This is a genomic window from Synechococcus sp. RS9902 (assembly GCF_014279635.1).
Lineage (GTDB): Bacteria > Cyanobacteriota > Cyanobacteriia > PCC-6307 > Cyanobiaceae > Parasynechococcus.
This window is the reverse complement of record NZ_CP047949.1, coordinates 301,362-325,350: the sequence shown is the minus strand read 5'-3', so window position 1 is coordinate 325,350 and position 23,989 is coordinate 301,362. Positions and strand designations below refer to the sequence as shown.

Below are 23,989 nucleotides of genomic sequence, written 5' to 3'. Positions count from 1 at the left end.
GCATGGCTGCCAATCTGCGGCTGACCGCTGCCGCTGCTGCCGAGCTTGGGCGACAGGCGTCCGTTGCGGGAACACCGGGGCAGATGCATCTCGATCTCACGCCCGGCGAGTGCGCACAACATGTGCTGCGCATCCGGGCAGGACATCTGGCTGGCGTTGCGATCGCAAGGGCCGATGGCGTGACCCTGCACGCCCCTGCAGAACAGCTCAAATTGCTTGAAGGCCTTTGCCTGGACTACCGCGGCGACCTCAGTGGTGGTGGTTTTCTGATCCGCAACAGCGATGGGGTTGAACCCTGTGCCTGCGGCAGTGCCTTCAGCCGCCTTTGAGGGGGGACCGTCACCCGGTATCGTGGTCGATTGTCGAATCAGGTCGGGAGTCCGACCGCTCACCGACCATCGATGCCAACCATCCAACAGCTGATCCGCACTGAGCGCTCACGCCTCAAGGCCAAGACCAAATCCCCAGCCCTGAAGTCGTGCCCTGAGCGTCGCGGTGTTTGCACCCGCGTTTACACCTCAACGCCCAAAAAGCCCAACTCGGCGCTGCGCAAGGTGGCTCGTGTACGCCTGACCTCTGGCTTTGAGGTCACGGCCTACATCGGCGGTGTCGGTCACAACCTGCAGGAGCACTCGGTGGTGTTGATCCGCGGCGGTCGTGTCAAAGACCTCCCTGGTGTCCGCTACCACATCATCCGCGGAACCCTGGATACCGCTGGCGTGAAAGACCGGCGTCAGTCCCGCTCCAAGTACGGCGCCAAGGCTCCGAAGGAGTGATCACCGGTTTCTTACCCATCCCCATCAAGTTCTGATCCCTAATGTCACGCCGTAACGCCGCTGAGAAGCGCCCGATTCTTCCCGACCCGCAGTTCAACAGCCGCCTCGCCACGATGATGGTGGTGCGCCTGATGCAGCACGGCAAGAAGTCGACAGCGCAACGGATCCTGTCCGACGCGTTCGGCCTGATCAACGAGCGCACCGGCGGAGATCCGCTCGAACTGTTCGAGACAGCCGTCAAGAACGCCACCCCTCTGGTGGAAGTACGAGCCCGCCGTGTCGGTGGTGCCACCTACCAGGTGCCCATGGAAGTGCGCCAGGAGCGCGGCACCGCCATGGCCCTGCGCTGGCTGGTGAGCTTCTCCCGCGCCCGCAACGGCCGGAGCATGGCCCAGAAGCTGGCTGGCGAACTGATGGATGCCGCCAACGAGGCTGGCAACGCCGTTCGCAAGCGCGAAGAAACCCACAAGATGGCCGAAGCCAACAAGGCTTTCGCCCACTACCGCTACTGAGCATCGCGGGCCAGTCATCAACACAGATGTTCATGGCTGGCCTGTAGAGTCTCCCCGCCTTTTCACGCCCCACCCCCGGAGAATTTCCTGTGGCCCGCGACTTCCCCCTGGAACGCGTCAGAAATATTGGTATCGCTGCTCACATTGATGCCGGCAAAACCACCACGACAGAACGGATCCTGTTCTATTCCGGTGTGGTGCACAAAATCGGCGAGGTGCATGACGGCGCCGCCGTGACCGACTGGATGGCCCAGGAACGGGAGCGTGGCATCACGATCACCGCAGCTGCCATTTCGACGTCCTGGCAGGACCATCGGATCAACATCATCGACACGCCTGGCCACGTGGACTTCACCATTGAGGTGGAGCGCTCCATGCGCGTGCTGGATGGCGTGATTGCCGTCTTCTGTGCTGTTGGTGGCGTTCAGCCCCAATCCGAGACTGTCTGGCGTCAGGCCGATCGCTATTCCGTTCCCCGGATGGTGTTCGTGAACAAGATGGACCGCACCGGTGCGGACTTCCTCAAGGTTCACGGCCAGATCAAGGATCGCCTCAAAGCCAACGCTGTTCCGATTCAGCTTCCGATCGGTGCTGAAGGTGAGCTCAGCGGCATCATCGATCTCGTTGCCAACAAGGCCTACATCTATAAAAACGATCTCGGCACCGACATCCAAGAAGCCGACGTTCCGGCCGACATGGCCGATGAGGTCGCCGAATGGCGGAACACCTTGATGGAAACCGTCGCCGAAACCGATGAAGCTCTGATCGAGAAGTTCCTCGAAACCGGCGAACTCAGCGTTGATGAGCTCAAGGAAGGCATCCGTGAGGGCGTGCTCAAGCACGGTCTGGTGCCCATGCTCTGCGGCTCCGCCTTCAAGAACAAAGGTGTGCAGCTGGTGCTCGACGCTGTGATCGACTACCTGCCTGCTCCCGTCGACGTTCCCCCCATCCAGGGTGTACTTCCCGACGGCAGCGAAGCGGTGCGTCCGTCCGACGACAGCGCCCCCTTCAGTGCCCTCGCCTTCAAGGTGATGGCCGATCCCTACGGCAAGCTCACCTTCGTGCGGATGTACTCCGGCATCCTCGAGAAGGGCAGCTACGTGCTGAACTCCACCAAAGGTGAAAAGGAGCGCATCTCCCGCCTCGTGGTGCTCAAGGCTGATGACCGTGAGGAAGTCGACGCACTGCGTGCCGGCGACCTCGGTGCTGTTCTCGGACTGAAGAACACCACCACGGGTGACACCCTCTGCACCCAGGACGATCCGATCGTTCTCGAGACCCTGTTCATCCCTGAACCGGTGATCTCCGTGGCTGTTGAGCCGAAGACCAAGGGCGACATGGAGAAGCTCTCCAAGGCCCTGGTTGCTCTGGCTGAAGAGGACCCCACCTTCCGCGTCAACACCGACGCCGAGACCGGCCAGACCGTGATCGCCGGCATGGGCGAACTTCACCTGGAAATCCTGGTGGACCGCATGCTGCGTGAGTTCAAGGTGGAAGCCAACATCGGCGCACCTCAGGTGTCCTACCGCGAAACCATCCGTGGTTCAGCAGGTGGCGAGGGCAAGTTCTCCCGTCAGACTGGTGGTAAGGGCCAGTACGGCCACGTTGTGATCGAGATGGAACCGGGCGAGCCCGGCTCCGGCTTCGAATTCGTCAACAAGATCGTGGGCGGTGTCGTTCCGAAGGAATACATCAAGCCCGCCGAGCAGGGCATGAAGGAGACCTGCGAATCCGGTGTGATCGCCGGATACCCCCTCATCGATGTGAAATGCACCCTGGTGCATGGCTCCTATCACGACGTCGACTCCTCGGAGATGGCGTTCAAGATCGCCGGATCCATGGCCTTCAAGGACGGCGTCAAGAAGTGCAACCCTGTGCTGCTTGAGCCGATGATGAAGGTCGAGGTCGAAGCTCCCGAGGATTTCCTCGGTTCGATCATCGGCGACCTGTCCTCCCGTCGAGGTCAGGTTGAGGGCCAGTCCGTCGATGACGGTACGTCCAAAATCTCGGCCAAGGTGCCCCTTGCCGAGATGTTCGGTTACGCCACCCAGCTCCGCTCCATGACCCAGGGCCGGGGCATTTTCTCGATGGAATTCGACAATTACGCCGAAGTTCCTCGCAATGTGGCCGAGGCCATCATTTCCAAGAATCAGGGCAATTCCTGATCTCTAAACACCTCCAAATCCAACCCTCGATTCTTTAAACACCCATGGCACGCGAGAAGTTCGAAAGGAACAAGCCCCACGTCAACATCGGCACCATCGGCCACGTTGACCACGGCAAGACCACCCTCACCGCTGCGATCACCAACGTGCTCGCCAAGAAGGGTCAGGCGCAAATTCAGAACTACGCCGACATCGACGGCGCCCCTGAAGAGCGTGAGCGCGGCATCACCATCAACACCGCTCACGTTGAGTACGAGACCGAGACTCGTCACTATGCCCACGTGGACTGCCCTGGCCACGCGGACTATGTGAAGAACATGATCACTGGTGCCGCTCAGATGGATGGCGCGATCCTGGTGTGTGCCGCTACCGACGGCCCGATGGCCCAGACCAAGGAGCACATCCTGCTGGCCAAGCAGGTGGGCGTTCCCGCTCTGGTGGTTGCACTGAACAAGTGCGACATGGTCGATGACGAGGAGATCATCGAACTGGTGGAGATGGAGGTCCGCGAACTGCTCTCCAGCTACGACTTCCCCGGCGACGACATCCCCGTTGTTCAGGTCTCCGGCCTGAAGGCCATCGAGGGCGAGGCTGAGTGGGAAGCCAAGATCGAGGAACTGATGGCGGCTGTTGACGCCAGCATCCCTGAGCCTGAGCGGGAAGTGGACAAGCCCTTCCTGATGGCTGTGGAAGACGTCTTCTCCATCACCGGTCGCGGCACCGTGGCCACCGGCCGTATTGAGCGCGGCATCGTCAAGGTCGGCGAAGAGATCGAAATCGTCGGCATCAAGGACACCCGCAAGACCACCGTCACCGGTGTGGAAATGTTCCGCAAGCTGCTCGATGAGGGCATGGCTGGCGACAACGTTGGTCTGCTGCTGCGCGGCATCCAGAAGGAAGAGATCGAGCGCGGCATGGTGCTCGTGAAGCCTGGTTCCATCACCCCTCACACCAAGTTCGAGGGGCAGGTGTACGTGCTCAAGAAGGAAGAAGGCGGCCGCCACACTCCCTTCTTCGCTGGCTACCGCCCGCAGTTCTACATCCGTACAACAGACGTGACCGGCCAAATCACTGCCTTCACCGCGGAAGACGGTTCCAACGTGGAAATGGTGATGCCTGGTGACAACATCCAGATGACCGGTGAGCTGATCTGCCCCGTCGCCATCGAGCAAGGCATGCGCTTCGCTATTCGCGAAGGCGGCCGCACCATCGGTGCTGGCGTGGTCTCCAAGATCATCGAGTGATCAGCGCAAGCTGAACCACACGGCAGGAGATGGAGGGGCTCGGCCCCCCATCTCCTACATTTCTCAGAACCTCGACAACTGAAGTCCTGCTTCGAGCTCGAAGCTTTTTCGCTCCCTTCCTATGTCCACTGCCATCGCTCAGCAGAAGATCCGCATCCGCCTGAAGGCGTTCGACCGCCGCATGCTCGATCTTTCTTGCGAGAAAATCATTGAAACGGCCGATAACACCGCTGCAACCGCGATCGGTCCGATCCCCCTGCCCACGAAACGCAAGATCTACTGCGTTCTGCGCTCTCCCCACGTGGACAAGGACTCCCGCGAGCACTTCGAGACCCGCACCCACCGTCGGATCATCGACATCTACAGCCCATCGGCCAAAACCATCGATGCGCTGATGAAGCTTGATCTCCCCAGTGGTGTGGACATCGAAGTGAAGCTCTGATCCGTTCGATCAGAACTTCATTTTCCTAGGATTCAGTTGCCTACAACACGGCGTTCGTGTCCGATTTTTCTGTGAGGGAGCTTCCCCTGTTCCCCCTGCCGGACGTCGTGTTGTTCCCGCAGCAGCTCCTGCCGCTGCACATTTTTGAATCGCGTTATCGGATGCTTCTCCAGACGGTTCTGGAGACCGACAAACGATTCGGCATCGTTCGCATCAACCCCGAGAACGGCGAAATGGCCGAAATCGGTTGCTGCGCTGAGGTGCTTCAACACCAAACAACCGAAGACGGTCGCAGCTACATCGTTTCGCTGGGCCAACAGCGGTTCCGGCTGCTCAACATCACGCGTGAAACGCCCTACCGAACAGGGATGGTGAGCTGGCTGGAGGATGAGCCCGTGGCCGACACCGACCAGCTCAACAGCCTGAGGGACAAGGTGAGCGAAGCCTTGAGCGACGTCGTTCAGCTGACCAGCAAACTGCAGAACCGAGAGGTGGAACTGCCTGACGATCTGCCTGATCTACCGCGGGAACTCTCCTTCTGGATCAGCGCCCATCTTGATCAGGCCGCTTCGGAGCAACAGAGTCTTCTGGAACTAACCGACACCCACGAAAGGTTGAGTCAGCAATTTGAAATGTTGGATCACACCCGACGCCAACTGGCAGCCCGCACTGTGTTGATGGATCTGAAGTGATGTTGGGATCTCTGTTAGTGGTAGCCGGCGCCGTTGGAGCCACCGGAGTTGCGCTGTGGCTTCGCCGCGACCGGCGCTACGAATCGTCGGAGAGTGTCGCCTCCGCCTACGACGCCTGGACGGAAGACCGTTTGCTGGAGCAGCTCTGGGGAGAACATGTCCATCTCGGCCATTACGGGACCCCGCCAGGCTCCTGCGACTTCCGCGAAGCCAAGGAAGCCTTCGTCCACGAGCTGGTGCGATGGAGCGGTCTGGACCAACTCCCCGCTGGCAGCAGGGTGCTGGATGTGGGATGCGGCATCGGTGGCAGCGCCCGAATCCTGGCGCAGGATTACGGATTGGACGTTCTCGGCATCAGCATCAGCCCAGCCCAGGTGGAACGAGCCACACAACTCACCCCATCAGGCCTGAGCTGCCGCTTCCAGGTGATGGACGCCTTGGATCTTCAACTGCCCGATCAGAGCTTTGATGCGGTCTGGAGTGTGGAGGCCGGTCCCCACATGCCGGACAAGCAGCGTTATGCCGATGAGCTGCTGCGGGTGATGCGACCGGGGGGTCTGCTTGCTGTGGCCGACTGGAACCGCCGAGACCCCTCTGATGGCGGCATGACGAGAACCGAACGCTGGGTGATGCGTCAGCTGCTCAACCAGTGGGCCCACCCTGAATTCGCCAGCATCAAGGGGTTCCGCCAGAACCTCGACAACAGCGTCCACCACCGTGGCGAGATCGTCACCGGCGACTGGACCCAGGCCACCCTCCCCTCATGGATTGACTCGATCATCGAGGGCATCCGACGCCCCTGGGCCGTGCTCAGCCTGGGGCCGAAAGCTGTCCTTCAAGGCCTGAGAGAAACGCCGACGTTGCTGCTGATGCACTGGGCCTTCGCCACCGGGCTGATGCAGTTCGGCGTCTTCCGAATCAGCAAAGACTGATCCTCAAGAGCCACTCAAATCGTTGCTGGGGTAGGCACCGAAATGGGCAAGATGCTCACACTGAGGCTGCAACTGGGCAATCAGATCCTGCAGGGCCGTTGACGGATCCGGAGGAAGATCCACATCCACAAAAAAGACGTATTCCCCCAGCTCCCGTTTGGACGGTCGCGATTCAATCCGACTCATGTTCAGGCCCCGCTCAGCCAAACAGGCCAGCGCCTCCAGCAAGGCCCCAGGCGCATTGCGATGCAGCGAGAACGCCAGGCTGGCCACATCGCCATGCTCACTGCGCTGCCCACGACGCAACAGCAGAAAACGGGTGCGATTGCCCGCAACATCGTTCACAGGAAACGCCAGCTCATCCAACCCGTGTTCCCGTGCAGCGGTCTGGGAGGCGATCGCAGCACGGAAGGGACTCCCCGCCACCATGCGAGCTGCTTCAGCCGTGGATGAGGTGGGTAGTTGCAGCGCATCGGGCAGATGCTGGGCCAACCAGCCACTGCACTGGGCCAGGGCCTGCGGGTGGGACAGCACTTCGGTGACTCTGCTGAGCGGCCCGCTCCCCAGCAGAGCGTGCCGAATCGGCAGCACCAAAGCCCTGCGGATACAAAGCTCGGGATGGGACCACAGCGCATCGAGGGTCGCTGTCACACCCCCTTCAACCGAGTTCTCAATCGGGACAACGGCTGCATCACACTGCCCTCCGGCCAGCTGTTCCACAACCGATCGAAGCCCCACGCAGGGAACAAGCTGAACATCCTCGAGAGCGTCCTGTTCGATCAACACCCGGGCGGCCTGCTCGCCATAGGTCCCCACTGGGCCAAGGAATGCGAGACGTGTAGGCATCGAAGCCGCACTGGATGGACTCGATAAGATCATGCCGCGTCAGGTGAAGACCATGCCCCTGGCCTTCGAAGCCAGTCAAAAGCTTGATCTGCCAGTCAAAACCGCAGCAGATCGGCTGCCCACCTACCTGCTGGAGGAGGAGCGCGTCCTCGGAGCCCTGCTGGATGCCAAACAGCTCACCCGCCTGCAGCCAGGGCGTTACCGCTATGTGGTGACCAGCCTGCAGGTCTTCCAGCTCCACGTAAAACCCGTGGTGTCCCTCCAGATCCACATGGAAGGCGACACGCTGGTGATGCAGGCCCTCGACTGCGAATTGGAGGGTCTGGGAATCGTTGATGACTTCGCCCTGAACCTGGAAGCACGGCTCACCTCCACACCCGACGGACTTCAGGGACATGCCCATCTGTCGGTGAGCGTCAGCCAGCCATCGCTGCTCAAGCTCATCCCCAAACGGGTGTTGGAATCAACGGGCGAATCAATCCTGAGTGGCATCCTCATCGGCATCAAAGCCCGGGTTGGCCAGCAGCTGATCGACGACTACCGCAGCTGGTGCCGGGAAACAGATGAGCAAGGCTCAACCGAGCAGACGCTTCAAGAACGTGTGCCGATGCAGGGGCGTGGGGCCTGAGGCCATCAAGCTCTGACGATGTTGCGCCGTGCCATAGCCCGCATGGCGCTCGAGGCCGTAACCAGGGAAGCGAGCCGACAAGCGACGGATGAGTGCATCCCTGGCCTCCTTGGCCAGAACACTGGCCGCCGCAATGGCCGCTGATCGGCTGTCCCCTGCGATCACCGTGCGCTGCGGGCCCTGCCACAGCCGAAGGGGAAGATTGCCATCCACCAGCACGAGCCCAGGGCTCTGGGGCAGTCGCTGCAGAGCCCGCAACATGGCGCGTTCCGTGGCAACGCGGATGCCGCAGGCGTCAATTTCGCGCGCTGACGCCTGGCCCAGACCGGATGCCACACACAGCGACTGGATCACCGGAACCAGAGCAGCCCGACGCTTGGCTGACAGTTTTTTGCTGTCGGTCAGCCCTGCCTTCAACAGCTCTTCGGCAGCTGAGCCTTCGAGCACAACAGCAGCCGCAAACACAGGACCGAACAAGCAACCGCGACCAACTTCATCCACACCAGCCACGTCCCGCCCGATTAGGAGGGAGTCCTGCGCGGTCATCCGACTCAGACCGTGGCGACAGCCGAGGAGCGGCGACGGCGACGGCGAGGCTCATCAGGCTCAGCTGTTTCCGCCACGGCCAAAGGCTCGGGCTCAGCCGGTTCGCTGATGGGGGCAGATTCTGGTTCGGTGATCGTCAGGTTGGTCACCGCCTCCAAGGGGGTGATCTCCACCATCAGGGGAGCCGACTCATCCGGAGCGGATGAGGTGACGACAACAGGCGTCTCAGCGGCAGGAGTCGCAGTGGGCTGACTCGCCCCGTTGCGGGACCCTGAACGACCACCCCGTCCGCCACGACGACGGCGGCGTCCGGAACTGGCCGCCAATTGCTGACGCGCCGCCTCCAGCACCTCCTGCTCGTCCTCGCCAGGACGCACAACCCGGACCACGACGTTGTCGGATGCAGGGGGCTCATCCAGCAACAGGGCAGGATTCAATCCCAGCCAACCAAACAGCTGCTGTTGATCATCGGTCATCGGGACGGCAACCAATTCAGGGTCCTGACGACGGGCGGTCGCGGGCTCCTGAGCCTCTTGGGTCGACACCTCAGGGGCCGTGGTGTCGGACGTTTCGACAGGAAGGACGGCATCCTGACTACCGCGCCCTCGACCACCGCGCCGCCGCCGGCCATTGCCACCGTTCTCTCCAGGCGCAACAACTTCGGCGCGGGCGGAAGCCGCCGAGCGAACCAATCCCGTGGCCATCGCCAGAGGTTGAAGCAGATCTTTGCCGGGAAGAACGGCCACATGGCCCAGACCACCACAGCTGGGGCAGGCTCGACCGAACAGTTCATAGATGTTCTGCCCTTGACGCTTGCGGGTGAGTTCCACCAGGCCCAGTTCGCTGAGCTGTGCGATCTGCGGGCGGGCTGAGTCATCACGGACGGCTGTCGTGAAGTGCTCCAGCAGCTGGAGCTGATCACGACGGGAATCCATATCGATGAAGTCGATGATGATCACCCCACCGATGTTGCGAAGCTTGAGCTGGCGAGCGATTTCGATCGCCGCCTCACAGTTGGTCCACAGCACGGTTTCGCGCGCATTGGCCGATCGTGTGAACGAGCCGGAGTTCACATCGATCACCGTGAGCGCTTCGGTGGGCTCGATGATCACGTAGCCACCGGACGGCAGATCAACCCGCGGCTTCAGCGCATCGCGGATGGCGGCATTGACCTTGTAGTGCTCAAGCAACTCACTGGGTTCACTGTGCGCTTCTACCAGCACATTGCCGGCTTCGGCACCGAGGAAACTGCTCACACGGCCCACAGCGGCAGCATCGTCCACCACAACCCGGGCCAGATCCGGACCCATGTGGTCCCGCAGAATCCGATGGATGAAGTCTTCGTCGCGGTTGAGCAGCACCGGCGGTGCAGCCGCTTCAGCAGCTTGCTGAATCGCATCCCACTGGCGCAGCAAAGATTCCAGATCCTCAATCAACAGTTCTTCACTGATGCCGTCGGCTTCCGTACGGATCAGAAGGCCAGCTCCAGGAGGCTTGATCAGAACACCAAGGGCACGCAGTCGGTTCCGTTCTGCATCGGAGCTGATGCGCCGGGAGATATTGACCCCCTGGCCATGGGGCTGAAGCACCAGGTAGCGACCTGGCAGAGCAAGATTTCCGGTCAACCGTGGGCCTTTGGTGCCGGTCGGTTCTTTCATCACTTGAACCAGAACCTTCTGGCGAGGCTCCAGAAGTTCAGTGATCCCAGCCGAACCTTTCTTCAGACGCAGCGGCCCAAGATCGGTGACATGAATGAACCCGTTTTTCTCACTCTCACCAATATTGACGAAGGCGGCATCGATGCCTGGCAGAACATTTTCTACCGTTCCTAAATAGACATCTCCGATCTGATAACGACCCTGCGCGACGATGAGTTCATCAACGCGTTCATCGGTCAGCACTGCTGCGATGCGCAGCTGCTCCGCGATGACAATTTGCTGGGGCATAAGAGGACTGGTTGAGCCCGATTGAGGGCCAAATCCGTTGAGGAACCTACCGGTTCTCCCTTACGGGTTGATGGAAAGATCTGAGCTGGTCAGTAAGACCAAAAGGTTGCGGAGCAAAAACTCCTATGACTCAGGCTTGGGGGTTCCGAAAAGACCGCCGTGCAAGCCGTGATAAGGACCTCGATATCCGTGTTGGATCAGACAAGACCGGAACAAGGTTGGTCCCGACGGACGTAACACCTGTTCTGTAGTCAAATTAGCACTGCGCATTGAGGAGCAGGGCCTCTCGCGCCAAGCGTTGCACCTGCAAGGGCTGGCCAACGGTCTCGGCAAGCCAGTGCTGAATCTGAGCAGGGCGCAAGCTTCGGCCCATCTCATCCACCGCCGCTTCCAAGCGAAGCCGAATGGATCCGTTGGCGTTCTGATCCGTCACCTGCAGCGCCTTCAAAGCAGGGCGGCAATCCCGCTCCCGGGGGCGGCCCTTCTTATCGGTGTCGTGCCACACCAAGGTTGTTGCCTGCAGGAGCTGATCCACCGCCACCTTCCAATCCAATGGCATTGGAGCCTGCTCTTCAGGCACGAGATCGAAACACCAAATGGCCCCCGTCAGTTCTTGCGAGAGGCTTTTGCCACTGACGGGAACCTCGGCTGCCGCCAGCAGCTGAATGCCCTCCGGCAGCAACGGCTGCAGCGTCTTGCGGAAGTGGTTGGGATCCAGAGCCTCGGTGAATTCCAGATCCATCCACTCGCTCTGGGCCTCAGCGCCAAGGGGAAGTGCCAAAGCGATCTGAATCCGCGGCAGTGGGTGAAACCCACCGGTGAAGCTGATCGGAAGCGCACTGCGACGCAGGGCCCGCTCGAGCATGCGCATCAGATCAAGGTGGCTGAGCAGCGCCATCGATCCCGTTTTGGCGAATTGCACCCGAATCCGGCACACCCGTTCACTGGGCGGCGCCTGGGTTGGCACCTGGGTTGGCACCTCGGGAGCGGGAACCACCACGTTGTGTCCGAGATCCGGACCACAGACCCCACAACTGCTGCAGCCATCAAAGGAGCAGTCGGGCACAACCGCCGCTGCCAGAGCCCGTTGCAGATCGTCCGCCAGCCAGGCCTTGTCGATGCCAGTGTCGATGTGATCCCAGGGCAGCGGCTGCGCACAGAACGCTTCCAGATCCTCCCGATCCAAGGCAGCCACGGCACTCCAGCCCCCCACCTCCATCTCCCTGTAACGGCCCTCCAGGCCGGCATCCGCGATGGCTCCGGTCCAGGCGGCGTAGGTCCGATCCAGCGACTCGAACCAGGCATCCATGCCGGCACCGGCTCGCCAGGCCGCCTCGATCACCGGGGCAAGGCGCCGGTCGCTGCGGCCCACAAAATCTTCCATGGCCGACAGCCGCACATCGGTGAAATTCACCTTGACGCCGCGCAAACGCCTGAAGGCCTCTTTAAGCAGGGCCTGGCGGCGCTCAAACTCAGCCGTGGAAACGCTGTGCCACTGAAAAGGGGTGTGGGGCTTGGGCGTGAAATTGCTGATCGTGATGTTCAGGTTCAGCCGACCCAGGTCACGGCAGCGCTGCTGGAGCATCACGCAGGTCTCGGCAATGCCGAGAACGTCGGCATCCGTCTCACCAGGGAGGCCGATCATGAAGTACAGCTTCACCTTGCGGTAGCCGTTCTGCATGGCCGTGCGGATGCCATGCAGCAGGTCGTCATCAGTGAGGCCCTTATTGACGATGTCGCGGAGGCGCTGTGTTCCGGCCTCCGGGGCGAAGGTGAGACCCGCTTTCCGCGTACCACCAAGGATGTGGGCGATGTCTTCATCGAAGCGATCAACCCGCTGACTGGGCAGCTGAAGCGTGACATTCTGATCGGCAAGGCGGTTGCGCAACTCAACTCCCACCGCCGGCAACGCCAAATAGTCGCTGCAGCTCAAGGAGAGCAGTGAGAAATCGCTGTAGCCGGTTTGTTTCATGCCGGTCTCCACTGCCTCGATCACCGCTTCGGGTTCCACATCCCGAGCAGGTCGCGTCAACATTCCCGGCTGGCAGAAGCGACAACCCCGGGTGCAACCGCGGCGAATCTCCACCGTGAGACGGTCATGCACCGTTTCCACATGGGGCACAAGACCCATGGCGTAGTGGGGCATTGGCGTCGCCACACGGCGAAGAACCCGCGCTGGAAGATCAGGATGAAGCGGCTCGAGGGTGACCCCATCAGAGCCCGTTTCGTAGAGCGAAGGCACGTAAACGCCGGGAACTTGGGCCAGATCCCGCAGCAATTGCGATCGCGTCAATCCATCCGCTTTGGCTTGCGCCACCACCAGACCGATTTCAGGCAACAACTCCTCGCCGTCACCCAGCGCGATGAAGTCGAAGAACGCGGCATAAGGCTCTGGATTACTGGTGGCGGTAGGCCCACCAGCGAAAATCAGAGGAGGTGCTGCAGGATCACTAAGGGGCAAGTCGCCCCGATCAGCAGCGCGGATGGGCACCTGCGCGAGGTCCAGCATCTCAAGGATGTTGGTGGCGCCCAGTTCGTAACTGAGGCTGAAACCCAGGATGTCGAAGGCCGGCAAGGGCCGACGGCTTTCCACGGCAAACAACGCCTGGGAGCGTTCCCGCAAGCGGCCTGCCAGATCAGCCGCTGGAAGATAGGCGCGATCACACAACTGCCCGGGAACGGCATTGAGGATCGAATAAAGAATGATGTGGCCCAGGTTGCTGGAGCCAACCTCATAGATCTCGGGGTAAGTGAGCGCCCAGCGAACCGAGGCTGTCTGCCAGTCCCGTGGTTCAACCCCTAACTCGTGCCCCATGTAGCGGGCCGGTTTGTTGATGCCGCTGTCCACCAGGGCATGAAAATCAACCGGGTGATCCAGGGATGAGACGACCACGTCGGATGTCCTGACTCCTGAGGTCATCGTATGGAGCTGCCGACACGGCAGGATGCCCCGCATAAATAGCTCCCGATTCCGTGGTTCAGGTCAACGGCAACTACCTCAAGCTCAAAGCGGGCTACCTGTTCCCTGAGATCGGCAGACGCGTCAAGGCGTTCAGCAGCGCCAATCCCGACGCAGCGCTGATCCGCCTGGGCATTGGGGATGTCACGGAGCCCCTGCCGCTGGCCTGCCGTGAAGCCATGAAAAGCGCCATCGATGCGATGGGCACCGCCGAAGGCTTCCACGGCTATGGCCCGGAACAGGGCTACGGCTGGCTGCGGGAAGCCATCGCCAAAAACGACTTCCAAGCCCGAGGCTGTGACATCAGTGCCGAGGAAATTTTCGTTTCCGACGGCTCCAAGTGCGACAGCAGCAACATCCTCGACATCCTCGGCGAGGGCAACAAGGTGGCCGTCACAGACCCCGTCTATCCGGTGTACGTGGACAGCAACGTGATGGCTGGCCGCACCGGGGAAGCCGGAGAGATCGGTCGCTACGCGGGACTGACCTACCTACCGATCAGCGCGGACAACGGCTTCGCAGCCCAGATTCCCAGTGAACCGGTCGACCTGATCTACCTCTGCTTCCCCAACAACCCCACCGGTGCCGTCGCCACCCGGGAACAACTCCAGGCCTGGGTGAACTACGCCCGCGCCAATGGCGCACTGATCCTCTTCGATGCTGCCTATGAGGCCTTCATCCAGAACCCTGAACTCCCTCACTCCATCTTCGAGATCGAAGGAGCCCGCGACTGTGCCATCGAATTCCGTTCCTTCTCCAAAAACGCTGGCTTCACCGGCACCCGCTGTGCCTTCACCGTTGTGCCCAAAGGGCTGAAAGGCAAAGCGGCCAACGGCGAAGCGGTGGAACTCTGGGGGCTGTGGAACCGACGTCAGAGCACCAAGTTCAACGGTGTGAGCTACATCATTCAGCGCGGAGCTGAGGCTGTTTACTCCGAAGCCGGTCAGGCCGAAGTGAAGGCGCTGGTGAGCTTCTACATGGAGAACGCCGCGATCATTCGTCGCGAACTCAGTGCTGCGGGCCTCACCGTCTATGGCGGCGAACACGCTCCCTACGTCTGGATCAAGACCCCTGAGGGCATGGATTCCTGGGGATTCTTCGACCATCTGCTCAACAAAGCCAACGTGGTGGGCACACCCGGCAGTGGTTTCGGTGCAGCTGGAGAGGGGTATTTCCGCTTGTCGGCCTTCAACAGCCGGGCCAATGTGGATGAAGCCATGGCTCGCATCAAGGCGCTGTGAGCCGCTCCCTCTCCCCATTCCCTTTAGATTTCAAAGCCTTCGGATCAATGGTCATGGCGGTGGACTCTCCCAGCCAAAAACCAGGTGGTGCAGCTGTTCTGGACAAAGCGCCGGAACGGGTTCGCAAGCGCTCGCCTCGCTACAAGGTGCTGCTGCACAACGATCCGGTGAATTCCATGGAATACGTGGTGGCCACCCTGCAGCAGGTCGTGCCTCAACTCAGCGAACAGGACTGCATGGCCGTGATGCTGGAGGCTCACAACACTGGAGTGGGATTGGTGATCGTCTGCGACATCGAACCGGCTGAGTTTTACTGCGAGACGCTGAAATCCAAAGGCCTGACAAGCTCCATCGAGCCTGAGAACTAGAACGATGCAGCAACCGCTGAACAGGTTCCTCCTGCTTCAGCCAGCCTGGCTGCCCACGGTTCTGTTCATCCCTCTGCTCTATGCACTGGGCTGGCTTGCCGCTGTTCCGTTGACGCTGCTTGGCCTGCCAATGGATCAGCTCTCACTCACCGGAACGGTGCTGAGTTTTGCGCTGTTCCTCCTTGTGCTGCCCCGCTGGGCAGCACTGCGTTGGTCCGAATCACGGCCTTGGGCGGCCCTGGGAATCTGCGGGGCCACCCCACAGAAACGACCCACACCTGCAGCTGCTCTTCTCAAAGGTCTGCTCATTGCCGCAGGGCTGCTGACGGTGATCACAAGCGTCGTTCTGCTCGAAGGCTCGGGAGATTGGCGGGGCGAAGTGGATGCAACTCAGCTGACGAATGCCGTGTTGCTCTGCCTGGGCGTTGGCTTCGCAGAGGAATTGATCTTCCGCAGCTGGCTCTGGACGGAACTGCATCAAAGGATGAGCTCGCGTCGTGCAGCTTTGGCTCAAGCAGGCGTCTTCAGCCTCGTTCACACACGCTTCAACCTGGGGTTCGGTGCCATGAGTGGCCTGCTGGTCGGCCTGTTTCTTCTAGGCATGGTGCTGGCCAGACAGCGTCAATCGGACCGGGGGTCACTTTGGAGCTGCATCGGCCTGCATGGCGGACTTGTCGCTGGATGGTTTTTGCTGCAGAGCGGCTTGCTTGAGCTGTCACCCAATGCCCCGTCGTGGGTGGTGGGCCCGGGGGGGAATGCCCCCAACCCACTGGGCGGAGCTGTCGGAATCATCAGTTTGCTGATCCTGCTGCTGATTCAGCGCACAGCCGTTGCCAAGGCCTTGCGGCCCTCCACCGGAGCGCGAAGAGCGTCTTGAAGCGAAGCCACGCCGTAATCCCTTTCGAGGAGCGACATCACCGTGCGCCCGAAATCTGAAGGGTTGCGATCAAACGCCTCGAGACACACCCGTCCGAAGGTGCTCCCCATCGGCTCAGGGTTCCAGAGAAGCTTGCGCGCCGTCCACGGCATCATGCTCATCGGGTTGTAACCCGGCTTGATCAAGCCCTGATCGAACCCGTACTGCTCGAGGTGGGTGTGAGGCTGCAAACCGATGAAGAAGATCGCGGGCTCCACCAAATCAGCGCCAAAAATGTCCTCTAGCTCTCGGTGATACGCCACGGTCTGGCGGATCGTTTCCGGCCGCTCATCGATCACGTTGAAGGAGTAATTCACCGACACGTGATCCCGGAAGCCCGCATCCGCCAGCATCCGGCAACTCTCCAGAACGGTGCGCAGGTTGTACCCCATGCGCATCTTGCGGACCAGCTCCTGCGAGCCGGATGTAATGCCGATCTCGAAATAGCTCATGCCCGTCTCCACCATGAGCTGAGCCAATTCGGGATCCAGATTGTCGGCACGGATGTAAGCGGCCCAACGAATGCCAGTCAGCCCTTCAGCTTTGATCGCCCGCAGCAGTTCTTTAGCGTCTTCGATGTAGCGCCGCGCAGGAATGAACTGAGCATCGGTGAACCAGAAACCACGAACACCGCGGTCGTACAGCTGGCGCATCTCTTTCACCACCTCATCCACGGGGTTGAGACGCACCTGCTTGCCTTCCACCACCGTGTAAACGCAATAACAACAGTTGTGGGGGCAGCCGCGCTTGGTCTGAACTCCCACGTAAAAGTCGCCGCCTTCGAGGTACCAGTCGAGCTGGGGCCAGATCGAAGCGATGTAGTCGTAATTGCAGGCGGTTTTGGGCCGACTTTCCGGCTGCTCATGAATCAGGCCTGAACGTGGCTTCTCACCAACCACGAAGCATCGTTCGCCCTCGAGGGAGTGACCCTGGATCAACTTCTCCAGCAGCGGCTCACCCTCACCGATGGAGACAACGGTTCCTTTGGGGAGCGACTTGCCAAGTTGCTCATAAAACACACTGACAGCTCCACCGCCAAGCACTGCTCTGGCCGCCGGCTGGTGGCGGCGCGCACGTTTCAGACCCTGACGCACCAGACGCTGATTCCTGCGCAGCTCGCCGTAATGACTGCTCATCAACTGAAGCCCACCCAAGGCTCCATGCAGACGCTTCAGAGGATTTCGGGCGTAGAAGACTTCGAACGAATTCTGAAGAGGGTTGCCCCCCCGCCCATCGACCGGCGCATAGATCTGGATGTCTCTCCACGAGAACACCAGCAGCGTCGGCTGGAACTGGTCAACAGTGGCGTCCAGCACGCGATGGACATCCAGAACCGGCAGAGCCGCGAGATCCAGGATGCGCTGAGGCATCTCCGGAAAGCATTTGTGGAGATGGTCAGCGAGGTAGATCGGCCCGATCGGAAAGATCGGATTGCAGGGCAGCCGCACCAGCAACACCCGTTCTTGTTGTGGTGCCACGTCAGCTGCCATGAGGCTGCCGGGACGCTAACAAGCGCTGCCGCCAAAGGAGCCGAAGGCCTCTTCACAACAACTTCATCAAGCCAGCGACACACAGCGCAAACTTCCTTTACACTCCCGATCAGGCAGGGCTTTCCTGCCCTTCCTTAAACCGTTCCTTCGGGAACATTTCTTTCCGTTCTCATGACCACCACCCTCCAGCAGCGCTCCGGCGCTTCCAGCTGGCAGGCCTTCTGTGAGTGGGTCACCTCCACCAACAACCGTCTGTATGTCGGTTGGTTCGGTGTGCTGATGATCCCCACACTGCTGGCTGCCACCATCTGTTTCGTCATCGCTTTCGTCGCCGCTCCTCCGGTCGACATCGATGGCATCCGTGAGCCCGTCGCTGGCTCCCTGATCTACGGCAACAACATCATCTCTGGTGCTGTTGTTCCTTCCAGCAACGCCATCGGCCTGCACTTCTACCCCATCTGGGAAGCTGCTTCCCTCGATGAGTGGCTGTACAACGGCGGCCCCTTCCAGCTGGTTGTTTTCCACTTCCTCATCGGCATCTACGCCTACATGGGTCGTGAGTGGGAACTCTCCTACCGCCTGGGCATGCGCCCCTGGATCTGCGTTGCCTACAGCGCACCTGTCGCTGCAGCCTCCGCTGTCTTCCTGGTTTACCCCTTCGGTCAGGGTTCCTTCTCTGACGCAATGCCCCTGGGCATCTCTGGCACCTTCAACTACATGTTGGTGTTCCAGGCCGAGCACAACATCCTGATGCACCCCTTCCACATGCTGGGCGTCGCAGGTGTTTTCGGCGGCAGCCTGTTCTCCGCCATGCACGGCTCCCTGGTGACCTCCTCCCTGGTGCGTGAAACCACCGAGAGCGAGTCTCAGAACTATGGCTACAAGTTCGGCCAAGAGGAAGAGACCTACAACATCGTGGCTGCCCACGGTTACTTCGGTCGCCTGATCTTCCAATACGCCTCCTTCAACAACAGCCGTAGCCTTCACTTCTTCCTGGCTGCCTGGCCTGTTGTCGGCATCTGGTTCACCGCCCTCGGCGTGTCAACCATGGCCTTCAACCTGAACGGCTTCAACTTCAACCAGTCCATCCTTGATGGTCAGGGCCGCGTCCTGAACACCTGGGCTGATGTGCTGAACCGTGCCGGCCTCGGCATGGAAGTGATGCACGAGCGCAACGCTCACAACTTCCCCCTCGACCTGGCTGCTGCTGAGTCCACTCCTGTGGCTCTGCAGGCTCCTGCCATCGGTTGATCTGGAATCAACCTGTTCCTTTTGGAACAGCAAAAACGATTCAGATCAACTGAATCGGAAAGCCCCCTCCTCGGAGGGGGCTTTTTGTTGTGCTTTCAGAATTGAGCTCCAATCAACCATCAACAGAGAAGAGCCATCTGAGATTCTCACTGCACAACTCAGTGTGATCTGAACCTCGGCAACGCTCTACTTCGAATCAGCAGTGTGGGAGCGAGGCAACTTCGACATCACAAGAACACACCGCTTTTGCTTGTCGGCGTTTACTAAACAGTCCTGTGGACGAGCCGGGTTAAGAGGCAACCAAAACGGATGAGACGACGCGCTGTACATCCATGAGAAAAATGCAAACCCTGATCCAGCACCACGGCTTAAAGCCCCATCCAGAGGGGGGCTGGTACCGCGAGTTGCATCGCAGTCCAGACCGAGTTCAACGACAGGACGGTGCCGAGCGATCTGCCTTGACGGCCATTCTGTTTTTGCTGCCCGCCGGTGCCGTCAGTTGCTGGCATCGGGTGATCGGTGGAGACGAAATCTGGACGCACATTGATGGGGCCACGCTGGAGCTCTTTCAATGCCAGGGCGATGGCACAGGGCTGAAACGTGATGCTTTGCATGAGTCCAACCCCATCCAGGTGGTTCCCGCCAACACCTGGCAGGCGGCGCGGAGTCTTGGTGACTACTCATTGATGAGCTGTTGTGTCGGGCCGGGGTTTGACTTCTGCGATTTCGAGATGGCCCGGCAGCATCCCGCGACAGAACGTCCGAAATTGCCCCATCCGGAGTTGATCTGAACCGATGGCTTCGTAGCCTCACCGCATCGATCAATGGCCATGGGCAGCAGCTTCGGCGACCTCTTCCGGATCAGCACCTTCGGTGAATCCCACGGGGGAGGGGTGGGTGTCATCGTTGAGGGCTGTCCACCACGGCTCAACCTCAGCGTCGAGTCGATTCAGGCCGAACTGGACCGACGCAAACCAGGCCAAAGCCACATCACCACACCGCGCAAAGAAGCGGACCAGGTGGAAATTCTCAGTGGCCTGCTGGATGGCGAAACCACGCTTGGCACCCCGATTGCCATGGTCGTGCGGAACAAGGACCAACGGCCCGGGGATTACAAGGACATGGCGGTCGCCTTTCGGCCCTCCCATGCCGATGCCACCTACCAGGCGAAGTATGGAATCCAGGCCCGCAGCGGTGGTGGACGTGCATCAGCGCGGGAAACCATCGGCCGTGTCGCTGCAGGTGCAATCGCAAAACAACTGCTGAAACAAGCAGCCGGAACTGAAATCCTGGCCTGGGTGAAGCGGATCCACACCATCGAAGCCTCAGGCATTGACCCACAGCAGGTTCAGCTGAGTGATGTTGAGGCCAACATCGTTCGGTGTCCCGAGCCAGCGATCGCCGAGCGGATGATTGAGCGCATCGAAGCCATTGGCCGCGAGGGTGATTCCTGCGGTGGGGTGATCGAATGCGTGGTGCGCCATCCCGCCATTGGGCTGGGCATGCCGGTGTTCGACAAACTCGAAGCCGACCTCGCCAAGGCTGTGATGTCGTTGCCGGCCACCAAAGGATTTGAAATTGGGTCCGGTTTCGATGGAACGCTGTTGAAAGGCAGCGAGCACAACGACGCCTTTGTGCCGACCGACGATGGACGGCTGAAGACCGCCACCAACAACTCCGGGGGCATCCAAGGAGGGATCAGCAATGGTGAGCCGATTGTGATCCGAGTGGCCTTAAAGCCAACGGCCACGATCCGCAAAGAGCAGCAGACCATCGATTCCGATGGCAAGGCCACCACACTCGCTGGGAAAGGACGGCACGACCCCTGCGTTCTGCCGCGGGCCGTACCGATGGTGGAAGCGATGGTGGCACTCGTTCTGGCTGATCACCTCCTGAGACAGCGGGGGCAATGCAGCCTGTGGTGAGCACCACCCTCCAATCAGATCAAACGGAACCCACCGCTGTGCTGGCGTTAGAGCTCACCGCCGCTGCAGCCGCTTTCGTCTTTGCCGCGCTGCGGGTGCGGGTGCGGCGAGCGGGCTTTTTGCTGGCTTGAACCTTGGCTGAGGCCGGTTTCTTGGCAGCCATCGTTTTCTTCACGGTCCGGCGTGCTCGAGTTGTCGTTCCTCGGCTGCGATGACTCAACACCAGGGCCCACTCCTCATCACTGAGGGTGGATGGCTTGCTGCCATGGGCATAGGACAGCTTGGCCGCCTTCTCGATGTCCTTGATCAGATTCGTCCAGGACGTGGCAAAACGCTTGTCAGACTGCGATTTCGCTCCGCTCTCCACCAGGGTCTCCACGACCCCAGCAGCCGAAACCTTCTTGCGCCGGCGATTGAAAATCTCCTTCTGAAGCTGAGCGATCAGGGCATCGGCCTTGTCGCTGAGCTTGATCGTGAGCTGCGACATGACGCAGTTGGATAGCTATCTCATCTGTAGCATCTTGGACGCATGCCGCCCAGTGGTAGATATCAATCCTGGCTTGTCGATTGGTGCAACCAGTCGACAAGTGCCTGGAAGGCAGGAGGCGATCCCACCACCCTGCGGCCCAGGGCCACGGCCCCATGCCCAGCCTCCAGCCATAGGGGGAGATCACTCACCTCGAGGCCACCAGCGGCAATCACAAAGGGCAATGGGCCGAGGGGCGCCTGCAAGCGGCTCCAGTAGCCCGGCCCCAGATTGGCAGCGGGAAACAGCTTGACGACACGACAGCCGAACCGCAGGGCCTGATGAACCTCGGTGGGACTGAAGACCCCAGGCACCAGCAAGACTCCAAGCCCTCTGGCCTGCTCCACGAGCTCCGGGCACCAGCAAGGTGCCATCGCATAACTGAGATCTAGCCGCGATAGATCGTTGAGCGCCTTGGGGGCCGTTACCGAGGCCGCCCCCAGATTCAATCCAGGGCAATGGTCCTGCAGCCCTTGCATGAACCCCATCCAACCTGGCTGGTCAAGCCATGCCACCTCAAGATGTCGAAGTCCTGCGGCATGAAGTTGCTGCACCTGCTCCAACAAACCAGAGCCTGAACCCGAAGCCAAGAGGTCGTCGGGCTCAGGACGAATCACCAATAAAAGAGGCTGATGCCGCAGGGATGCCACCAAGAGCTCCTGCCGCACCAGCCAAGGGTTGGAAGACGAATCGAAATCAGACGTATTCGGCGACCCGGACGTCACGTTTGATCAGCAGCTCCTGAAGCTCTTCAGCATCAACAGTCTCCTGCTCAACGAGCATCTCAGCCAATTCATCCAGAACGGCTCGGTTGTCGACCAGAACCTTGGTGGCGCGCTTGTAGGCCACATCAACCAACTCGGAGACCTCTTTATCAATCATGGCGGCGGTTTCCTCAGAGAAGTCACGCTCCGCCGCTATGTCGCGGCCAAGGAACATGCCACCCTGCGCGCGCCCCAAGGCGACGGGACCCAGCTCATCGCTCATGCCGAAGCGGGTGATCATCTGACGCGCCGTTGAAGCAACCTGCTGGAGGTCGTTGGATGCACCAGTGGTGACCTCATCTTCGCCATAGACAATCTCTTCAGCCACACGGCCGCCAAGGGCAACGGCCATCTGGTTCTGGAGGTAGGCCCGGGAGTACAGACCCGATTCCATCCGCTCTTCACTGGGGGTGAAGAAGGTCAAACCACCGGCGTTACCGCGGGGAATGATCGAGATCTTCTGAACGGGGTCATAGTCCGGCATCAGAGCGCCCACAAGGGCATGACCAGCCTCGTGATAAGCAACCAGGCGAGCGCGACGCTCGCTCATCACACGGTCCTTCTTCTCCGGACCCGCCATCACCCGTTCAATGGCATCACTGATCTCGTCATTGCTCACTTCGGTTAGCTCGCGACGGGCCGCAAGGATGGCGGCTTCGTTGAGAAGGTTGGCGAGATCAGCACCGGTGTAACCAGGTGTCCGGCGGGCAACCTTGTCGAGATCGACATCCTTGGCCAGGGTTTTGCCGCGAGCGTGAACGCCGAGGATTTGGAGGCGTCCGGCATAGTCAGGCCGATCAACGGTGACCTGACGATCGAAACGTCCGGGGCGCATCAGAGCGGCATCGAGCACGTCCGGACGGTTGGTGGCCGCCACAATGATGATCCCAGTGTTGCCCTCGAAGCCATCCATCTCCGTCAGGAGCTGGTTCAGCGTTTGTTCACGCTCGTCGTTACCACCTCCTAGACCTGCGCCCCGCTGACGGCCAACGGCATCGATCTCGTCGATGAAGACAATGCAGGGAGCATTTTTCTTGGCCTGCTCGAAGAGGTCACGAACGCGGCTGGCACCAACGCCAACAAACATCTCAACGAACTCAGAACCGGAGATCGAGAAGAAGGGAACACCTGCCTCACCAGCCACAGCCTTGGCGAGCAGGGTCTTACCGGTGCCAGGAGGCCCCACAAGCAGAACACCCTTGGGGATCTTGGCGCCAACCGCCGTGAAGCGATCAGGATTCTTGAGGAAGTCGACCACCTCGGTCAGCTCAAGCTTCGCCCCTTCAATGCCGGCAACATCGGTGAAGGTCACCTGGGTGGAGGGCTCCATTTGAACCCGCGCCTTGCTCTTGCCGAACTGCATGGCTGGGTTTCCACCACCACCGCCCTGGGCGCGCCGGAAGAGGAAGAACAGACCACCAAGCAGCAGCAGAGGGAAGATCAGACTTCCAGCAGCCTGCTGCCAGCCAGGGGTCTGACGGGAGGGCTGCACGGCGATATCAACGCTGTGTTCGGTCAGCAAACCGAGCAGCTCACGATCGGGGGCCAGGTTGACCTGAGCACGACGGCCGTCGTTTTCAACCACCTGGGCGGTGCCTTGATCCGGAGAAATCAGCACACGGCTGATTTGGTCATCCTTCACCGCCTCAACGAACTCGCTGTAGCGGATGGTGTTCACCTGGGGCTGGCTGCCACCGCCGCCACCAAAGAACGCTGGTGCAATCACAACGATCGCCAGAACCAAAAGGGCTCCGAGACCGATATTTCGCCAACGCTTGTTCACAGGTCGCCTCGTAGATGAAGGAATGTTAAACGGGTTC

Annotated in this window: 23 protein-coding genes; 15 read left to right on the top strand and 8 right to left on the bottom strand. The window is 60.5% G+C overall.

The annotated features are described in order from the left end of the window. The first annotated feature begins 2 nt into the window (after positions 1 to 2). The 8 genes from SynRS9902_RS01580 to SynRS9902_RS01545 all read left to right on the top strand — a co-directional run bounded on the left by SynRS9902_RS01580 (position 3) and on the right by SynRS9902_RS01545 (position 6,763). Entirely contained in the window at positions 3 to 329 is a 327-nt protein-coding gene (locus SynRS9902_RS01580; RefSeq protein WP_186509739.1) for an AIR synthase, read from the top strand. Positions 330 to 401: 72 nt separating this feature from the next. Next, positions 402 to 776 carry a 30S ribosomal protein S12 gene (rpsL, locus tag SynRS9902_RS01575; protein ID WP_006850614.1) on the top strand — a complete coding sequence of 125 codons (375 nt, stop codon included), beginning with the start codon at positions 402 to 404 and terminating at the stop codon, positions 774 to 776. Between the two features lie 41 nt (positions 777 to 817). Further along, the gene (rpsG, locus tag SynRS9902_RS01570) at positions 818 to 1,288 is read left to right on the top strand and encodes a 30S ribosomal protein S7 (protein WP_006849937.1); all 471 of its coding nucleotides are present in this window, start codon (positions 818 to 820) and stop codon (positions 1,286 to 1,288) included. A gap of 89 nt (positions 1,289 to 1,377) precedes the next feature. Further along, positions 1,378 to 3,453: an elongation factor G gene (gene fusA, locus SynRS9902_RS01565; RefSeq protein ID WP_186509738.1), complete on the top strand. Its 2,076-nt coding sequence runs from the start codon at positions 1,378 to 1,380 to the stop codon at positions 3,451 to 3,453. Positions 3,454 to 3,497: 44 nt separating this feature from the next. Continuing rightward, positions 3,498 to 4,697 carry an elongation factor Tu gene (tuf, locus tag SynRS9902_RS01560; RefSeq protein ID WP_186509737.1) on the top strand — a complete coding sequence of 400 codons (1,200 nt, stop codon included), beginning with the start codon at positions 3,498 to 3,500 and terminating at the stop codon, positions 4,695 to 4,697. Positions 4,698 to 4,818: 121 nt separating this feature from the next. Further along, entirely contained in the window at positions 4,819 to 5,139 is a 321-nt protein-coding gene (rpsJ, locus tag SynRS9902_RS01555) for a 30S ribosomal protein S10 (protein WP_011363346.1), read from the top strand. A gap of 56 nt (positions 5,140 to 5,195) precedes the next feature. Further along, positions 5,196 to 5,831, top strand: a complete 636-nt coding sequence (locus tag SynRS9902_RS01550) for an LON peptidase substrate-binding domain-containing protein (RefSeq protein WP_114987187.1) — start codon at positions 5,196 to 5,198, stop codon at positions 5,829 to 5,831. Further along, on the top strand, positions 5,831 to 6,763 hold the full coding sequence (locus tag SynRS9902_RS01545) for a methyltransferase domain-containing protein (RefSeq protein WP_186509736.1): 933 nt from the start codon (positions 5,831 to 5,833) through the stop codon (positions 6,761 to 6,763). The genes SynRS9902_RS01550 and SynRS9902_RS01545 overlap by 1 nt, the downstream gene beginning before the upstream one ends. 3 nt (positions 6,764 to 6,766) lie before the next feature. On the opposite strand, the gene pheA is transcribed toward SynRS9902_RS01545, so the two are convergent. Then, on the bottom strand, positions 6,767 to 7,609 hold the full coding sequence (gene pheA, locus SynRS9902_RS01540) for a prephenate dehydratase (RefSeq protein ID WP_186509735.1): 843 nt from the start codon (positions 7,607 to 7,609) through the stop codon (positions 6,767 to 6,769). 31 nt (positions 7,610 to 7,640) lie between these two features. On the opposite strand from pheA, the gene SynRS9902_RS01535 reads away from it, so the two are divergent. Next, on the top strand, positions 7,641 to 8,237 hold the full coding sequence (locus tag SynRS9902_RS01535; RefSeq protein WP_186509734.1) for a DUF1997 domain-containing protein: 597 nt from the start codon (positions 7,641 to 7,643) through the stop codon (positions 8,235 to 8,237). Here the strand turns inward: SynRS9902_RS01535 and SynRS9902_RS01530 are convergent. From SynRS9902_RS01530 to SynRS9902_RS01520, 3 genes are all read right to left on the bottom strand, one after another. Continuing rightward, a complete protein-coding gene (locus SynRS9902_RS01530; RefSeq protein ID WP_186509733.1) occupies positions 8,184 to 8,783 on the bottom strand; it encodes a ribonuclease HII in 600 nt (199 codons plus the stop codon). The two genes, SynRS9902_RS01535 and SynRS9902_RS01530, sit on opposite strands and share 54 nt — an antisense overlap. A gap of 5 nt (positions 8,784 to 8,788) precedes the next feature. Then, on the bottom strand, positions 8,789 to 10,729 hold the full coding sequence (locus tag SynRS9902_RS01525) for an Rne/Rng family ribonuclease (protein WP_186509732.1): 1,941 nt from the start codon (positions 10,727 to 10,729) through the stop codon (positions 8,789 to 8,791). Between the two features lie 256 nt (positions 10,730 to 10,985). Further along, on the bottom strand, positions 10,986 to 13,649 hold the full coding sequence (locus tag SynRS9902_RS01520) for a TIGR03960 family B12-binding radical SAM protein (RefSeq protein ID WP_186509731.1): 2,664 nt from the start codon (positions 13,647 to 13,649) through the stop codon (positions 10,986 to 10,988). Positions 13,650 to 13,702: 53 nt separating this feature from the next. Between SynRS9902_RS01520 and SynRS9902_RS01515 the strand changes: the two genes are divergently transcribed. The 3 genes from SynRS9902_RS01515 to SynRS9902_RS01505 are packed head-to-tail and all read left to right on the top strand — an operon-like array spanning position 13,703 to position 16,174. After that, the gene (locus tag SynRS9902_RS01515) at positions 13,703 to 14,929 is read left to right on the top strand and encodes an LL-diaminopimelate aminotransferase (protein ID WP_186509730.1); all 1,227 of its coding nucleotides are present in this window, start codon (positions 13,703 to 13,705) and stop codon (positions 14,927 to 14,929) included. A gap of 47 nt (positions 14,930 to 14,976) precedes the next feature. Further along, positions 14,977 to 15,297, top strand: a complete 321-nt coding sequence (gene clpS, locus SynRS9902_RS01510; RefSeq protein WP_186510477.1) for an ATP-dependent Clp protease adapter ClpS — start codon at positions 14,977 to 14,979, stop codon at positions 15,295 to 15,297. Positions 15,298 to 15,301: 4 nt separating this feature from the next. Next, entirely contained in the window at positions 15,302 to 16,174 is an 873-nt protein-coding gene (locus SynRS9902_RS01505; protein WP_186509729.1) for a CPBP family intramembrane glutamic endopeptidase, read from the top strand. Here SynRS9902_RS01505 and SynRS9902_RS01500 read toward each other — a convergent pair. Beyond that, on the bottom strand, positions 16,114 to 17,703 hold the full coding sequence (locus SynRS9902_RS01500; RefSeq protein WP_186509728.1) for a photosystem II high light acclimation radical SAM protein: 1,590 nt from the start codon (positions 17,701 to 17,703) through the stop codon (positions 16,114 to 16,116). The genes SynRS9902_RS01505 and SynRS9902_RS01500 overlap by 61 nt on opposite strands. Positions 17,704 to 17,874: 171 nt before the next feature. Here SynRS9902_RS01500 and psbA point away from each other — a divergent pair, with 171 nt between their 5' ends. From psbA to aroC, 3 genes are all read left to right on the top strand, one after another. Continuing rightward, positions 17,875 to 18,954 carry a photosystem II q(b) protein gene (gene psbA, locus SynRS9902_RS01495; protein ID WP_006850357.1) on the top strand — a complete coding sequence of 360 codons (1,080 nt, stop codon included), beginning with the start codon at positions 17,875 to 17,877 and terminating at the stop codon, positions 18,952 to 18,954. Between the two features lie 332 nt (positions 18,955 to 19,286). Next, positions 19,287 to 19,745, top strand: coding sequence for a cupin domain-containing protein (locus tag SynRS9902_RS01490; protein WP_186509727.1), 459 nt, complete (start codon positions 19,287 to 19,289; stop codon positions 19,743 to 19,745). A 39-nt stretch (positions 19,746 to 19,784) separates the two neighbouring features. Next, complete coding sequence (gene aroC / locus SynRS9902_RS01485) at positions 19,785 to 20,879, top strand: chorismate synthase (protein WP_186509726.1); 1,095 nt, start codon at positions 19,785 to 19,787, stop codon at positions 20,877 to 20,879. 19 nt (positions 20,880 to 20,898) lie between these two features. Here aroC and SynRS9902_RS01480 read toward each other — a convergent pair whose 3' ends face one another. The 3 genes from SynRS9902_RS01480 to ftsH form a co-directional block, all read right to left on the bottom strand. Beyond that, the gene (locus SynRS9902_RS01480; protein WP_186509725.1) at positions 20,899 to 21,366 is read right to left on the bottom strand and encodes a hypothetical protein; all 468 of its coding nucleotides are present in this window, start codon (positions 21,364 to 21,366) and stop codon (positions 20,899 to 20,901) included. A gap of 62 nt (positions 21,367 to 21,428) precedes the next feature. Further along, the gene (locus SynRS9902_RS01475) at positions 21,429 to 22,073 is read right to left on the bottom strand and encodes a bifunctional 4-hydroxy-2-oxoglutarate aldolase/2-dehydro-3-deoxy-phosphogluconate aldolase (protein ID WP_255446167.1); all 645 of its coding nucleotides are present in this window, start codon (positions 22,071 to 22,073) and stop codon (positions 21,429 to 21,431) included. A 28-nt stretch (positions 22,074 to 22,101) separates the two neighbouring features. Further along, a complete protein-coding gene (gene ftsH / locus SynRS9902_RS01470) occupies positions 22,102 to 23,952 on the bottom strand; it encodes an ATP-dependent zinc metalloprotease FtsH (RefSeq protein WP_186509723.1) in 1,851 nt (616 codons plus the stop codon). Positions 23,953 to 23,989: the final 37 nt, after the last annotated feature.